Source organism: Edaphobacter aggregans DSM 19364 (assembly GCF_000745965.1).
Classification (GTDB): Bacteria; Acidobacteriota; Terriglobia; order Terriglobales; family Acidobacteriaceae; genus Edaphobacter; species Edaphobacter aggregans.
In genome coordinates this window covers 88,184-102,759 of sequence record NZ_JQKI01000002.1, presented here as the reverse complement: position 1 = coordinate 102,759, position 14,576 = coordinate 88,184, and the positions used below count along the sequence as shown (strand labels likewise).

Annotated in this window: 12 protein-coding genes; 2 read left to right on the top strand and 10 right to left on the bottom strand. The window is 60.8% G+C overall.

The genetic code is table 11. The annotated features are described in order from the left end of the window. The 9 genes from mraY to dxs all read right to left on the bottom strand — a co-directional run bounded on the left by mraY (position 1) and on the right by dxs (position 11,607). Complete coding sequence (gene mraY, locus Q363_RS03235) at positions 1–1,137, bottom strand: phospho-N-acetylmuramoyl-pentapeptide-transferase (RefSeq protein WP_035347879.1); 1,137 nt, start codon at positions 1,135–1,137, stop codon at positions 1–3. A gap of 139 nt (positions 1,138–1,276) precedes the next feature. Beyond that, a complete protein-coding gene (locus tag Q363_RS03230; RefSeq protein WP_035347878.1) occupies positions 1,277–2,656 on the bottom strand; it encodes a UDP-N-acetylmuramoyl-tripeptide--D-alanyl-D-alanine ligase in 1,380 nt (459 codons plus the stop codon). After that, positions 2,653–4,143 carry a UDP-N-acetylmuramoyl-L-alanyl-D-glutamate--2,6-diaminopimelate ligase gene (locus Q363_RS03225; protein WP_035347877.1) on the bottom strand — a complete coding sequence of 497 codons (1,491 nt, stop codon included), beginning with the start codon at positions 4,141–4,143 and terminating at the stop codon, positions 2,653–2,655. Before Q363_RS03225 ends, Q363_RS03230 begins: the two co-directional genes overlap by 4 nt. A 52-nt stretch (positions 4,144–4,195) precedes the next feature. Next, positions 4,196–6,535, bottom strand: coding sequence for a penicillin-binding protein (locus tag Q363_RS03220; protein WP_035347876.1), 2,340 nt, complete (start codon positions 6,533–6,535; stop codon positions 4,196–4,198). 45 nt (positions 6,536–6,580) lie between these two features. After that, complete coding sequence (locus Q363_RS03215; protein ID WP_035347874.1) at positions 6,581–7,105, bottom strand: FtsB/FtsL family cell division protein; 525 nt, start codon at positions 7,103–7,105, stop codon at positions 6,581–6,583. A 177-nt stretch (positions 7,106–7,282) separates the two neighbouring features. Further along, positions 7,283–8,176, bottom strand: coding sequence for a 16S rRNA (cytosine(1402)-N(4))-methyltransferase RsmH (rsmH, locus tag Q363_RS03210; protein ID WP_035347873.1), 894 nt, complete (start codon positions 8,174–8,176; stop codon positions 7,283–7,285). Between the two features lie 39 nt (positions 8,177–8,215). Beyond that, positions 8,216–8,656, bottom strand: coding sequence for a division/cell wall cluster transcriptional repressor MraZ (locus Q363_RS03205; RefSeq protein ID WP_035347872.1), 441 nt, complete (start codon positions 8,654–8,656; stop codon positions 8,216–8,218). 390 nt (positions 8,657–9,046) lie between these two features. Beyond that, positions 9,047–9,619 (bottom strand): DUF2127 domain-containing protein, encoded by a 573-nt coding sequence (locus Q363_RS03200; RefSeq protein ID WP_245632011.1) that lies wholly within the window; start codon positions 9,617–9,619, stop codon positions 9,047–9,049. A gap of 89 nt (positions 9,620–9,708) precedes the next feature. Next, positions 9,709–11,607, bottom strand: coding sequence for a 1-deoxy-D-xylulose-5-phosphate synthase (dxs, locus tag Q363_RS03195; protein WP_035347871.1), 1,899 nt, complete (start codon positions 11,605–11,607; stop codon positions 9,709–9,711). 557 nt (positions 11,608–12,164) lie between these two features. Here dxs and Q363_RS03190 point away from each other — a divergent pair. Continuing rightward, positions 12,165–12,377, top strand: a complete 213-nt coding sequence (locus Q363_RS03190) for a hypothetical protein (RefSeq protein WP_035347870.1) — start codon at positions 12,165–12,167, stop codon at positions 12,375–12,377. Further along, positions 12,374–12,778, top strand: a complete 405-nt coding sequence (locus Q363_RS03185; RefSeq protein ID WP_035347869.1) for a hypothetical protein — start codon at positions 12,374–12,376, stop codon at positions 12,776–12,778. The genes Q363_RS03190 and Q363_RS03185 overlap by 4 nt, the downstream gene beginning before the upstream one ends. 221 nt (positions 12,779–12,999) lie before the next feature. On the opposite strand, the gene Q363_RS03180 is transcribed toward Q363_RS03185, so the two are convergent. Continuing rightward, the gene (locus Q363_RS03180) at positions 13,000–14,397 is read right to left on the bottom strand and encodes a dicarboxylate/amino acid:cation symporter (protein ID WP_051978294.1); all 1,398 of its coding nucleotides are present in this window, start codon (positions 14,395–14,397) and stop codon (positions 13,000–13,002) included. Between the last annotated feature and the right edge of the window lie 179 nt (positions 14,398–14,576).

The following is a 14,576-nucleotide window of genomic DNA, read 5'->3' as shown; positions in this document are numbered from 1 at the left end:
TTACCGCAACTTCAACGTCGTCAAAGCAAGCAGCGCAAAGATCAGCGCCAGAATCCAGAACCGCGCGATCACCTTCGACTCGGACCAGCCCAGCAGTTCGAAGTGATGATGGAGCGGAGCCATCTTGAAGATTCTCTTCCCGTTGCGCAGCTTATAGCTTCCAACCTGGAGCATCACGCTGAGCGCCTCCAGGATAAAGACGCCGCCGATGAACGGCAGCAGCAGCTCCTGCTTGATGACGACAGCGACCGTACCAATCGCGCCGCCAAGAGCGAGCGAGCCGACGTCGCCCATGAAGATCTCCGCAGGATGCGCGTTGTACCAGAGAAATCCAATGCTCGCCCCCACCATCGCTCCACAGAAGATGGTCAGCTCGCTAACCATCGGCATGCGCTGCAGTTCCAGATAGTCGGAGAAGACGACGTGACCGCTCACGTAGGTCAGAACGGTCAGCGCTCCGGCGGCGACGATGGTGCAGCCGATCGCCAGGCCATCGAGCCCGTCGGTCAGGTTGACAGCATTGCTTGCGCCCGCGATGACCAGCATCACAAAGACAACGAACGGCAGAAATGCCAGCCAGTGCAGATGCGGAATCTGACCCAGCCACTCCCACACGAGATCGGGACGGAAGCGCTTGAAGAACGGGAACATCAGCTTCGTGGAGTAACCTCCGTGAACCTCCATGTGCAGCAGAGTAACGGCGACGCCGGCACTCGCAAGCATCTGAAGCCCCAGCTTCGCACGGGCCGTCAGGCCCAGGTTCCGGCGATGCACTACCTTAATGTAGTCGTCGGCGAATCCGATGGCGCCGAAGGCCAGCGTGGACAACATCACCAGCCACACAAACGGGTTCGAAAGATCGGACCACAGCAGAGTCGGAACCAGGATCGAGATGCAGATCAGCACGCCGCCCATCGTCGGTGTTCCGCTCTTCTTCTGGTGCGACTGCGGTCCCTCCTCGCGAATGTACTGGCCGATCTGGAACTCCCGCAACCGCTCAATAACGTACGGGCCAATCAGCAGACCGATCAGCAGCGCCGTCAGGCTCGCAAAGACCGTGCGAAACGTGAGGTAGCGAAAGATGCGAAACAGGCGAAAGTAGGGAAACAGCTTTTGATACAGCAGCCAATAGAGCAAAACGTCCGCCTTCGATGGAATTCACAAGATAGGCAGCTGCCGTCAGCGCGGCAGACAGCGGGCTAGATCGTATATTAACAGGCTCCATGCGTGCTTCGTGGCATTTTCAACCGCGAACCAAACTCTATCCCGTCGGGCTTCAATCTCCGAGGTCTGCAAGGGCGCGCTCCAACCGAACGCCGCGCGACGCCTTCAGAAGCACGACATCGCCCGCTCGCACGTGAGCCCGCAGCCACGCGCCGGCCTCCTCCGGTGTCTGGGCGAAGATGGCTTCGACGCCACCTTCCCGCGCAGCATCTGCCAGGGATTCCGCTTCGCCTCTGACTCCAACCACCGCATCCACGCCGCGTGTTGCCATTCGCTGGCCGCAGGCTGCGTGTAATGCTGCGCTCTCGGAACCAAGCTCCAGCATCTCGCCGGCGATCACAATGTGGCGTTTGCCCGGCGTCGACATCAGTGCGTCCACCATCGCATCCAGAGCGCGTGGGTTGGAGTTGTAACAATCGTTGATCAGCGTCGTGCCGCGCCACCGTAGCACCTCGCCGCGCTTATCCGCTGGACGCAACCCGGCAACCGCCTCCGCGCACTCCTTCAGGCTCATCCCGCTTCGGACACCCGCGGCGATCGCAGCGAGCGCGTTCAGCACATTGTGGCGGCCCATCAACTTCAGCTGCACAGGCTCGCGGACGTCAGCAACAACTGCATCAAAACGAATACCCTTAACTCCAGCTTCTGCGATGTTCTCCGCGCGAACCTGCGACTCAGCATTCGTGCCGTAAAACATGGCCCGGTCTCCCATGCCGCGGCCGAACTCCTTCACGTAAGGATCGTCCGCGTTCAGCAAGGCGACGCCATCGGCTGACAACGCCTCGACCAGTTCGTACTTCGCGCGAGCGATTCCGGCAATGCCGTCGGGGAAAAACTCCATGTGGACCGGCGCGACGTTGGAGACGACGGCCCAGTCCGGCTCGGCGATCCTCGCTAACGCCGCAATCTCACCGGCGTGATTCATTCCCATCTCAAGCACCGCGACCTCGTGCTCGCGTTCGAGCCGAAGCAATTGCAACGGAACCCCGAAGGCATTGTTCAGATTTCCCGCCGACTTCAACACGAGGAACTTGGCGCTGAGCACCTGCGCTACAGCTTCCTTTGTGGTGGTCTTGCCGGCCGAACCGGTAACGCCGATCACCCGGCCGCCCCATTCGCGCCGCACCGCGTGGGCAAGCCGCTGCAGCGCAAGCAGAACGCAGTCGTCGCACTCGGCTACGCGAAGCAGCTTCGCGGCATCCACCTCCGCAGGCACGATCCACTGGTTGCCCACGACTGCCGCAACGGCACCATCAGCAAGCGCAGCAGCAACGTAATCATGTCCGTCCAACCGCTCGCCTTTCACCGCGAAGAAGAGCTCGCCGGCACCAACGGTTCGCGAATCGATCGAATATCCCTGAGCCTCGGCCGAGGTGTCGAAATCTCCCTCAGCATGAATCCAGTCAGCAATCTGGCCCAACGTAAGCTTCATCCAATCTCCTTCAACACGCCGGCAGCAACCGCAACATCATCGAATGGCACCGCTTTGTTCTTCAGTTCCTGCACCTTCTCGTGTCCCTTGCCGGCGATCAGAACAAGATCGCCGTGTTGTGCTGCACGAATCGCAAGAGCAATGGCCTTCGCGCGATTCTCTTCGGTGATGCACTCGGTCCCGGTCTCCTTCACTCCTGCCAGCGCCTCTGCGATGATCGCGCTGGGATCTTCGCTGCGCGGATTGTCGCTCGTCAGCACGACCAAATCACTTCCCTCGCCCGCCGCGCGTCCCATACGCGGACGCTTTGTGCGGTCACGATCTCCGCCGCAGCCGAAGAGCGTAATGACGCGGCCCCCGCGCTCCCGCACCAGCTCACGGGCCAGTGTAATCAGGTTTCGCAGCGCATCATCCGTGTGAGCATAGTCGACCACGACGGTCACGCCATTCGTCGAAGGCACTACCTCAAACCGTCCAGGCACCTGTGCGCTCGCAGCGGCAGCCTGAACAATTTCGTCGAGTTTCAAACCGCGCGCCCAGGCCGCCGCACTCGCCGCCAGCAGGTTGTAGACATTCACCCGCCCGGTCAGCGGAGAGCGTATCTCCGCCACACCAGCAGGAGTCGACATGCGAAAGTACGTCTCGCCGGCGTGCATCTGAATGCTCTCGGCGCGGAAGTCCGCATCGGCGCTCATACCATAGCGCACCAGCTGCGACCGCTCGATTCCGGCAGCCAGCCGCGCTCCATACGGATCGTCGGTGTTCACCACAGCAAGGCGCGGAGGTGGCGTGCCCACGCCTTCGAATAAGCGAGCCTTCGCGGCAAAATACTGCTCCATCGTTCCGTGATAGTCGAGGTGATCCTGCGTAAGGTTGGTGAAGATGGCAACTTCAACGGGCAGTCCCCACACGCGCTCCTGCTCGAGCGCGTGGCTCGACATCTCCATCACGGCCTCGCTCGCGCCCGCCTTCACTCCGTCGGCGAAGAGCTCGACTACATCCCGCGACTCAGGCGTTGTATGCGGCGACTGGCGCACCTCACCGGCCACATGCGTCTCGATGGTGCCAATCAGCACGCATCTGCGCCCTACGCTGCGCAGCATCGATTCGAGCAAAAACGCGGTCGTCGTCTTCCCGTTGGTTCCTGTCACGCCGCTTAGCGCCAAGTGCTTTTGCGGGTGCCCGAAGACCGCGGAGCTGGCCTCGGCGAGCGCACGGCGCCCGTGCTCCACCAGCGCCGCGCCGAGGCTGCCATGCTTCTGCCGCAACGCTTCGTAGGCTTCCGAAGAGTCCGTCACTACCGCTGCTGCGCCCTGTGCGATGGCCGCGTCGATGAATCGATTTCCGTCGGCACTGCCGCCACGCATCGCGACGAAGAGATCGCCGGGATGCACGCGGCGTGAGTCGTACTGCACCCCGGCGATCTCCACCGGCGACTCAGCGCACTTCAGAGTCGCCATCTCGCACAGAACATCGTTCCAGTTCATATCCACCGATTCTAAGCTGCCGGGGATCGTCCACACACCGCACCGAGCCCGGCTATCGCGCGAAGCGCACAACGACCTCGGTTCCCGCCGGAACCATCGTTCCCGCGGTAGGCACCTGCTCCCTCGCTAAGCCACTGCCGACTGGCTGCACCCTCAGGCCTGCGCCATCGGCTCTCTCAACAACGGTGCGGAGCGATGCTCCTTCAAAGGAAGGTACGGCTACGCGACGGCCTGCATCCACGACCACTCCGCCATCGCCGCGCGTCTGGCTCGCGGGGACAACCTTTGGCGCTGAAAGCGCGGCCGAGGAGCCTGCGTCACCGCCTGCATGAAAGGCGGTCAGCACGTTCTGCGGCAGCAAATTCAAGATGCGCGATCCCTTCCCTGCACCTTTATCCGAGCCTGCTCGGACCGCGGCAGGTGGTGCGTCCACCTTCGCCGCAACCGGCTTCCCATCGTCTGCGGATACGCCATTTATCTGCGCGCGCAGGGGATCGTCTTGCGGCAGGTCGTTAATATCGGCGAACATCGCATTGAGGTTCGCGCCGTTATCGTCCAGTGAATCGTCGACGAGTTCGGTCTGGGCCAAAAGGGTCTGCTCTTTTCTCGATTTGAGCGGCTGATCGTGCGGCACTCCCAGATACTCAAGGACCTGCTGCGCGACCTCGGCAAATACCGGCGCGCTTGTCTCGGCTCCATAGCGCGTACCCACCGTCGGAGTATCGATCACCACCGCCACAGAGATCGACGGGCTGCTAACCGGCGCAAAGCCCGCGAAGCTGGCCACGAGCTTGGTGTGCGAGTAGGTGTGCGTCGCCGGATCGATCTTCTGCGCCGTTCCCGTCTTTCCCGCAGCGCTGTATCCATTCAGCGCAGCCCGCCTGCCTGTGCCTTCGGTCACGATGCCCTGCATCATCATCCGCATCTTCGCCGAGGAGATCTCCTTGATGACGCGATGCGCTCCATCCGGCAGCATGGGCGGCAACTGATTCGCCGGCCGGAATGCAATGGGCTTGAGTCTCGGATCGCCCTTCATCTGGTCGGTAGACTGCAGCAGCACATGCGGAGGCATGTAGACGCCGCCATTGGCAATCGTGCTGACCATCGTTACCAACTGCACCGGCGTGACGCCGATCTCCTGGCCGATCGCAAGCGACAGGATGCTGGTCGCGTCCCACTTGCGGGGATGACGCAGCAGGCCGCGCGTCTCGCTCGGCAGTTCGATCCCGGAGCGGTCCCCGAAACCGAAAGATCGCATATATTCGTAGAACTTCTGATTGCCCAGCTTCAAGGCCATCTTCGCGGCGCCCACGTCGCTTGAGCGCTCCAGCGCATACTGCACCGTCACCAGTCCAAGGTGACCGTCAGACTTATCATCATGCAGCGTGCGTCCATACATCGTCAGGGTGCCGCCCTGGCAGTCGACCATATCGGTCGGCTGCACTCCGGCAGCGTCGAGTGCCGCTGCATAGGTTAGTAGCTTGAACGTCGATCCGGGTTCATACACATCGCTCACGGCGAGGTTCTTGAGGACGCTGGCATCCATATGGCGCTGGTCGTTCGGATTGAAGCGCGGCGCAATGGCAAGCGCGAGAATCTGGCCCGTGTGCGGGTCCTGTACCACCACCGTGCCGTGTGCCGCCTTCATCTTCTCCATCTGCGCATCCAAAGCGCGCTCAGCAATGTACTGAATATTGGCGTCGATCGAGAGTACCAGGTTTTCACCCGGCATTGGCTGGCTCTCTTCGCTACCGTAGACATGGCGCTTCGCGTCGATCGCAGTCAGCACATGGCCCGGCGTGCCATGCATCTCTTCGTCAAACTCGCGCTCGATCCCGCCAAGACCCGTATCGTCCGTGCCGACGTAGCCGAGCACCTGCGCGGCGAGATCGTTATTCGGATAGAAGCGCTTGAACTCCTTCTGAAAGTAAACGCCCTTCAGATTGAGCTCGCGAATCCGCGTGGCCGTCTCTACATCCACCTTGCGCGCTACCCATGCGAAGTTGCGTGAGGCATTGAAGCGCGCCAGCATCTGCTGCTGCGACGTGAAGTTGTCACGAGGATCGGCGTGGACGATCTTGGCCAGAATCTCCGCCGTCGATGCACGGTTCTCTCCCAGCTCACTCGGCACGGCATAGATGCTGTCGACGAGCACCGTCATCGCCAGCTCCTTCAGGTTGCGGTCGTACAGCACACCGCGCCGCGGAGCCACTTCGAAGGTCCGCTGCTGCTGCTTTGCCGCGCGTTCCACAAAGTCGCTGTGCCGTACGACCTGCAGCCACACCAGCCGCAGCCCAATCGCCGCAGTCCACAAGCAAAAGAAGAGCGCCACATAGACGAACCGAATCCTCCGGATGGGAGCGGTCAACGTCTGCCGTGGCGCCTTGTTCATCGTTACCCTGTCTTCACTGATTCGCTGAATTGCTGACTCGTCCGCCTATCGCGACCCCAACGCCGGAGCCTTTGCCTGCGCCCACACCGGAGCGTTCGACTCACTTCCGTCGGGACGCACAACCTGTCCGGGCTGCGGCGCGTCGAGGCCCAACTGCTTCGCAATCTTGTCGATGCGCTCAGGATCGGTGAGCTGCGCCTCGGAGAGACGAAGCTGGCGATTCTCCTCGCGCAGCTGCTCCACCTGCTGCTTCTGCGCCTCGACGCGATACCCGATCTCGATGGCCAGGAAGTGCTGCCATACATAGACCATCACCAGCACGAAGAGCATGCTCATCACTGCGGAGAACTGCCGCATCTCGCGACGACGCTCCGGATCGTCGGCCTTCACCAGGCGCGTGTTGTCGATGTGCTTGGCAAAGAAGACCTCGGGCGTGGGGCCACGGCGCGCCTTGCGCTGCGCCTCAAACAGTGCGCGGTTGCGTTCCGCGAGCGACTCCCCGCGCCGCTGCGACTTTGCTGCCGCTCCCATCATCTCTATCTCGTGTCCTGCCATCGCCGACGTCGCCATCGTGCACCTCTCACTCTTCTCTGGTTCTCTTGCCACTCCTCAGAAGCGAAACCGGACCGGGGTTGCTGATAGAGGAAGGGACTTTTTGTTACGGGTTGTCTTTCGCCTGAAAGCACGGTGGGACAACCCCGGTCCGATCACTTGCCTGCTCCTCGCAATATGGAGCAAAATCCGTACTCAAACCATTATTGCTGCCCGCAGCTTCGCACTTCTCGACCGCGGGTTCCTGCGTTCTTCTTCTTCGCCGGCCACGACCGGCTTCTTGGTCAAAACCTCAAATACCTTGTTACGACTGGCCTCCCGGAGCGCGTCCTTCACGATCCTGTCCTCCAGCGAGTGGAAGCTGATCACCACCAGCCTTCCGCCCGGCTTCAGAAGAGATGGCGCGCTCTCCAGCAGCATCCTGATCTCTCCCAGCTCGTTGTTCACACGAATTCGAAGCGCCTGAAAGGTCCTGGTCGCCGGATGAATCTTGTCGCCTTTCATTGCTGGGGCCGCGGCCGATACGACTCTTGCCAATTCCGCTGTCGTCGTAATCGGCCGGGCCCTCACAATGGCTCTGGCGATTCTCCGCGACCTCCTTTCCTCTCCGAATTCGTAAATCAGGTTGGCGAGCTCTTCTTCGTCCGCCTGATTTACCACCTGCTCGGCCGTCTCGCCGCTGCGCGTATCCATCCGCATGTCCAGCGGTCCATCCGACCGAAAACTAAATCCTCTGTGCGCTTCGTCCAGCTGCAGACTGCTGACTCCTATATCCGCAAGCAGGCCGTCCAGACTCGCAGGTTCGATCTCGTTCGCCGCCTCGGAGAACGCCTTCGGCACCAGCCGAATCTCCGGCATCGCCTCACCGAGTTCGCGGTGAAGCTCTTCGAGCCTCGCCTTCGCCAGCTCCATCGCCTCCGGGTCGCGATCGAACGCGATCAGCTTTCCCTTCGGCCCAAGCCTCCGGGCAATCTCCAAAGAGTGCCCTGCGAGTCCCAGCGTGGCGTCGGCCACGACTCCGCCTGGCCGCACATTGAGGTATTGCATTACTTCGTCTAAAAGAACCGGCACATGCTGCGGTTTACTCATCTCTTCCCGCCCTCTGTGCTGCCCCTGGGGGCCAACTTCCTACAATCCGAACTCCGACAGCGCCATCTGGTCGGCCTCGGTCATCGGCTGCGCTTCCAACTCAGCCTTGAACGAGTCGTGGTTCACAACCTCGAGGAACGTCTGAACTCCCAGAACAACGACTTCCCCTGCCACCTTCGCCGACTCTCGCAACAGTTGCGGCATCAGCAGCCGTCCCTGCGCATCCATCTCTGCCATCTGGCCGTAATAGTTCGTTACGTCCAGAAACTTCTTCTTTGCCGGGTTCATGGAAGGGATCGCGGCCAGCTTCTCCTCGATCTTTTCCCACTCCTTCAGCGGATAAATCTCTGCCCGCTTCCCGTCCTTGCTCGTGATGTAAAACTGAGGCCCGTACAGCTCATCGACCCTGCGCTTGAACTCGGCTGGAAGCTTCAGCCGGCCCTTCTCGTCCACGCGCGTTGGGTGATTTCCCCGAAACATGACAACCTCGATACCCGTTGCATCTTGAATCCTTCGGAAGGGCTTCGGAGGGGTAGACTTCTCTCAAATCTTACTTGAGTTGGTCCCTTTCATTCCACTTTTGACCACTTCCGTCCACATAGTCACCCAGCGCAGATGCGGTGTAAAGCGAGAAATTGTGATACTTCGGCGTCATTCCCACAATGGGCTGTGAATAAGCCAGTAAATTGGGTAAGCTCAGAAGGTAACCACTACAGGTTGTGTTGATGAAGTTGGTTCATAGCAAGTCCGTTACTTGCGAAGCTGAATCTTCCTCTGGTAGGCGAAATAAAGGCGAATACAGCGGCAAACCGCGCCACTGATCCTCGCAAGGAATTGGATATCCGGCTTTGGAATCGGGGCGGAGTCCCTTTAGCTTGGGCGGCGGGTTCTGCCGCCTCTCGTTGCTTCATTGGTCTCACTCTTCTTCTTCAGAAGCAAGACCAGGTACCACAGCACCGCAAGGTTGATCAGCAGCAATGTGAGCCGGAACCAGTTTAGGTGGCGCGACAGCTCATAAAGCTCCCACGGCAGAAACGAGATGGTCAGAAGTAGCGTCAGGTATTCAGCCCAGGCCTTTTCCAGCATCAGACCGATGCCTTCAGCTAGAGCCAGCACCGAGTATGCGAAGGTTCCCAGGCTGATCAGCTTTAACCGATGGTCGTCAATCAGGTCCGCCTTATTGAGGATCAGGGTGACAATCCTGCTCTCGGGGTCGAACTTCAGGTCCTTGGCGAGGCGAAGGATCTCGTCGCCGAGGTCCTTGTGCAGCAGATGAATGGCGCCGATGCCCAGCGAAAAAAACAGGAGCGCCTTTCCCAGCTTGAACAGGCCGATCGCAAGCAGCCCGCGATCGTGATGCGCATGGGCGCGAACCTCAGCCTCAGCCTCCTGCAGCACAGGGACTGCTCTGCGGTCGCCCATCGGTTCGCTCTGCGAAGCCATCAGACTTTCAGTTGACGGTGACCCGCGCTAAATGTCAACGCCCCGTCCTGGGAAGGGAGAGCGACGGAATGTCTCTCTCTGTTTATTTTTCAGGAGTGCTTCGCCAGAACCTGCTCCATCAGGCGGTTGAGGTGCGGTCTGGCCTTCTCGAGCGCTGCCTCAGCGGTGACGCCGTACTTTTCGCGAAGGGCTTCTACTTTGCCGTGCTCGATGAACTCGTCCGGCCAGCCGATGCGCACGACGGGGACGTTGAGGTCGAGTTCGTTCAACGTCTCCATAACGGCTGAGCCAAAGCCTCCGGCGAGGACGTGATCTTCGAGGGTGATCAGCAGCTTTGCGCGCGAGCCGAAGTCGGCGAGGCAGTCGCGATCGACCGGCTTGGCGAAGCGCGGATTGATGACCGCAGCGTGGAAGCCTTCGCGCTCGAGCACCTCGCTGAGGCGAATCGCCTCGGGAAGCATGGCTCCGAGACCAAGGATGGCGACGTCAGTGCGGCTGGGACTGGTGATCACCTCGGCCTTGCCGATCTCGAGAGCGACGGGCTGCGCCTTTATGGCTGCTCCGGGTCCGGTTCCGCGCGGGTAGCGGATTGCGGATGGGCCTTTGTGCAACATCGCGGTGTACATCATGTCCTGCAGTTCGTCCTCGTCCTTGGGAACCATGTGGATGAGGTTGGGGACGCTGCGAAGGTAGCTGATGTCGAAGAGTCCGTGATGCGTTGGGCCGTCGTCGCCGCTGAGGCCGCCGCGATCCATGCAGAAGACGACGGGAAGGTTCTGCAGGCAGACGTCGTGAACGACGGGATCGAAGGCTCGCTGCAGGAAGGTCGAGTAGATGGCGCAGAAGGGCTTGTAGCCTTTGGTCGCCATTCCGGCGGCGAAGATGACTGCGTGCTCTTCCGCGATGCCTACGTCGAAGTAGCGCGTCGGATGATGTGGACGGAAGTGATCGAGCGCGGTTCCGTTGGGCATCGCCGCGGTGATCGCGACGACCTTGTCGTTCTGGTCGGCGAGCTTCGTCAGGCTCTCGGCGAAGATCTCGGAGTAGGTCTTCTGGCCCGCGGATTTTGTCTCGCCGGACTCGGGATCGTAGGGTCCGAGGCCGTGGAACTTTTTCTGCTTCTCGAGCGCAGGCTGAAAGCCGCGTCCCTTCTGCGTGATCGCATGGAGGACGACGGGCTTGTTGTGCTGCTTGAGGAACTGGAAGGTCTCGATAAGCAGCGCCATGTTGTGCCCGTCGATCGGTCCGTAGTAGCTGAGGCCGAACTCCTCGAAGAGCATTCCGGGGCCGATGAGGCCTTTTGCCGCTTCTTCGGCCTTGCGGGCGACATGGCGGGCGGCCTTTCCGCCGAACCTTTCGATCAGACCGGCGGCTTTGTCGTGCAGGTTGCTGTAGGTCGTGTTCGCCGTGATCTTGTGGAAGTACTCGGCGATGGCGCCGACGTTTTTGTCGATCGACCAGTCGTTGTCGTTGAGGACGACGATCAGGCGGCGCGTCTGCGCGGCGATGTTGTTGAGCGCCTCAAACGAGATTCCGTTGGTGAAGGCAGCGTCGCCTGCGAGCGCGACGATGTGCTCCTTGCCGCCGGCGAGATCGCGGGCGACGGCCATTCCGAGCGCGGCGCTGAGAGCGGTTCCGGCGTGTCCTGCGCCGTAGCTGTCGTGCTCGCTTTCGGTGCGGAGCATGAAGCCGTTGAGACCGCCGGGCTGACGAATGGTGTCGAAGCGGCTCTCGCGGCCGGTGAGCAATTTGTGCACGTAAGCCTGGTGGCTGACGTCGAAGACGAAGCTGTCAGTTGGTGTGTCGAAGACGTAGTGAAGGGCGATGGTCAGCTCGACGACGCCGAGGTTCGGCCCAATGTGTCCGCCGGTTTTGGCGACTCCAGTGATCAGGCGCTCGCGAATCTCTTCAGCGAGAAGCCCCAACTCGACCATCGACAGCCGCTTAACGTCGGCCGGCGATTTGATCTTCTTCAGAATCCCGTTCATCGAAGTGCTTTCCTGCTCCTTGCAGCATAGATGGGATGCTGCGAGGAGGCTCTTGGAGGTGTTCTCCCGGACAAGCTTTAATTGTATCTTCTGGCGGTGAGGCTTCTTTGATGGCCCGTTATCTGACTGGGGCGAGCCACAAGAGGTGAGCGCAGTCTGCGCGCTGGTGCCCCCCTCCCCCTCTTAATCTGAAAGACCATTGCATTCAATAACTTACTGGATTTCAACAGGGCAAAATATTGCATCGAAAGGACTTAACGGCAAAAATATTGATTCCATTGGCTTTAGCGCACTACTTCTGAAGAAGACGTGCCCTCGCGAATCTGCCCTTTTTTCTTTATGTTACCAGTATAGCGAATGGAGGGTAATTAATCGGCAACTTATATTTCTTTTATTTTCTGCTGTTTACGCCTATTTAGGGCTTGACAAGATTTTGACCGCTGGCGCGACCAGGGACAGGGGCTGGAACGGCGCAGAAACGGCGCGGAAACGGCGCACCGGAGCTTTGTGGCGTCAAGCAAACTACTGAGATTCGGTAGTGGGTCAGTTTGGAGTGAATGAGTGAAGTTTCCGAAAACCCGACACCTCGGGAACCAGCGAACATCTTTCCGTTTGCGGCTGCTATCCTTCCATCGATGCGCGTTCTCAAGAGCATGGAAGAAGCGAACGAATGCACGGCCATCCGCCTCACTGACAAGCGCCAGAGAGCGAAGGTGGGAGACATATTTCGTCTCTCTCCGGCTGCCGGCGTTTCCTCTGGGGTCGATTGATCAAGAAAGCAAGCTTCTTTGGATTAGGCTTCGAGCTGAATCTCGTATACGTCTACGACGCGATGGGCTTTGACCGCCCTGCACCAGCGGCGCTGGCTGCGACCAATCTCATCCTCGGGCCTTCCGTTGTAAACAACCTTGGTTTCTCGCGAGGGTATTGGCAGATCATGAGTTCTGAACCTGTAAGAGCCGCCGATGTGCTCGAGGCTCATTTGTTCGTAAGGTTCAAGGGGACCGGCAGAGCGGACGACTATGAACTGGTAGACGAGGCCGGGGCGAAGGTCCACATCAAGCACTCGAAGGCGGATACACTCCTCGCTCAATCAGGTATCGGGAATTACAACCTCATTGATTGGCTTATCCAGGAAATCCTCCGAGCGCGTGGCGTCTTGCCCGCTTAAAGCGAATTTGGCAGAGCGGGATCGCCGGGCACGATCTTCCCCAGAAACGTTGGTTATAGGTAACTCTGGATGCCCTGGAGTTCAAACTGGCCCACTACCCGAGATTCTTCGCTGCGCTCAGAATGACGGCGTAAGTTGGGATGGCGGCGTGAGATGAAATATGGCCGGGATCTGCTCACTTGGCCATCCCGGGCGCATCTTACTCTGCGATTGCTGCGGGATTACTCGGCCATTCCTTCTAGGACGGTCTCGCTGATGGGCTCGGTGGCGAACTCGCCCTCCCATTTGGCGACGACGACCGAGGCCAGGCAGTTTCCGACGACGTTGACGGTGGTGCGGGCCATATCGGCGAGGGCGTCGATGCCGAGCAGGACGAAGATGGGCTCTGAGGGGAGGCCGAAGGTGGAGGCGGTGGCGAGCAGGACGACGAGCGTGGCTCGCGGGACTCCGGCGACGCCTTTGCTGGTGAGCATGAGGGTGAGCATCATGACGATCTGCTGGCCGATGGAGAGATGGATTCCTCCGGCCTGGGCGACGAAGATGCTGGCAGCGGCGAGGTAGAGGGTGGAGCCGTCGAGGTTGAAGCTGTAGCCGGCAGGGATGACGAAGGCGACGATGCGGCGGGGGACGCCGAGGGCCTCCATGGACTCCATGGCGCGGGGGAGGGCGGCCTCGCTGGCGGCGGTGGCGAAGGCGACGGTGGCGGGCTCGGCGACGGCGGAGAGGAAGCGTCGGACGGGCACGCGGAAGAGGAGCGCGGCGGGGAGAAGGACGAAGAGGCCGAAGGCGAGCAGGGCGCCATAGACGGTGAGCAGCAGCTTGCCGAGGTTGACCAGGACTCCCAGGCCCATGTGGCCGACCGTGTAGGCCATGGCGGCGGCGACGCCGATGGGGGCGAAGTACATGACGATGTTGGTGAACTTGAACATCACCTCGCTGAGGCTCTCGCAGAGGGCGAGCATGGGAGCGCGCTTCTGCTCGTTGAGCAGGGCCAGGGCGACGCCGAAGAAGACGGCGAAGACGGCGACCTGGAGGATCTGGCCCTCGGCGACGGATTTTGCGATGTTCTCCGGGGCGATGTGGAGGAGGAAGTCCTGCCAGTGGGTGGCGGGGGGAGCCTCAGCGGGCGCGGCTGCCCCGGCTGCGGTGGCGGCGGAGAGGGAGAGCCCGACACCGGCGCGGCTGATGTTGATGGCGGCCAGGCCGACGAAGAGGGCCAGCGTGGTGACGACTTCGAAGTAGATGAGGCTCTTGATGCCGATGCGGCCGACGCCCTTGAGGTCGCCGTGGCCGGCGATTCCGGTGACGAGGGTGGCGAAGATGAGCGGGGCGACGATGGTCTTGATGAGGCGGAGGAAGATGTCGCTGAAGACGCGCAGGCTGACGGCGAGGTGCGGAGCGTCGAAGCCGAGCTCGGCACCGGCAACCATGGCGACGAAGATCCACGGGGTGATGGTGCCGCGGCGGAGGGCGAAGACGGCAAAGACGGCTATGCCGAGCCAGCGGAATGGGGTTGCGGCGGGCTGGTGCGCCGTGGAGAGGACTGCAAGGAGGATTCCAGCCGCGAGCAGCAGCGCGGCGGAGGCGATCAGCGTTCGGTCGGAGATGCGGGTGGTCACTTCGCGAAAGCATATCAGCCGGAGGGTACGGACGAGTACCCGTGAACAGCTTCCACAGGCGCTCGGCGGCGTGTTTTGCTGTATAAAGAGCTTTCACCCGCAGTGGTGACGTTCCGGCGAGAGATCAAGCTCCGTATGGAAAGAGAGCAGACGATCTTCGTACGGAAGAGCAAAGAGTT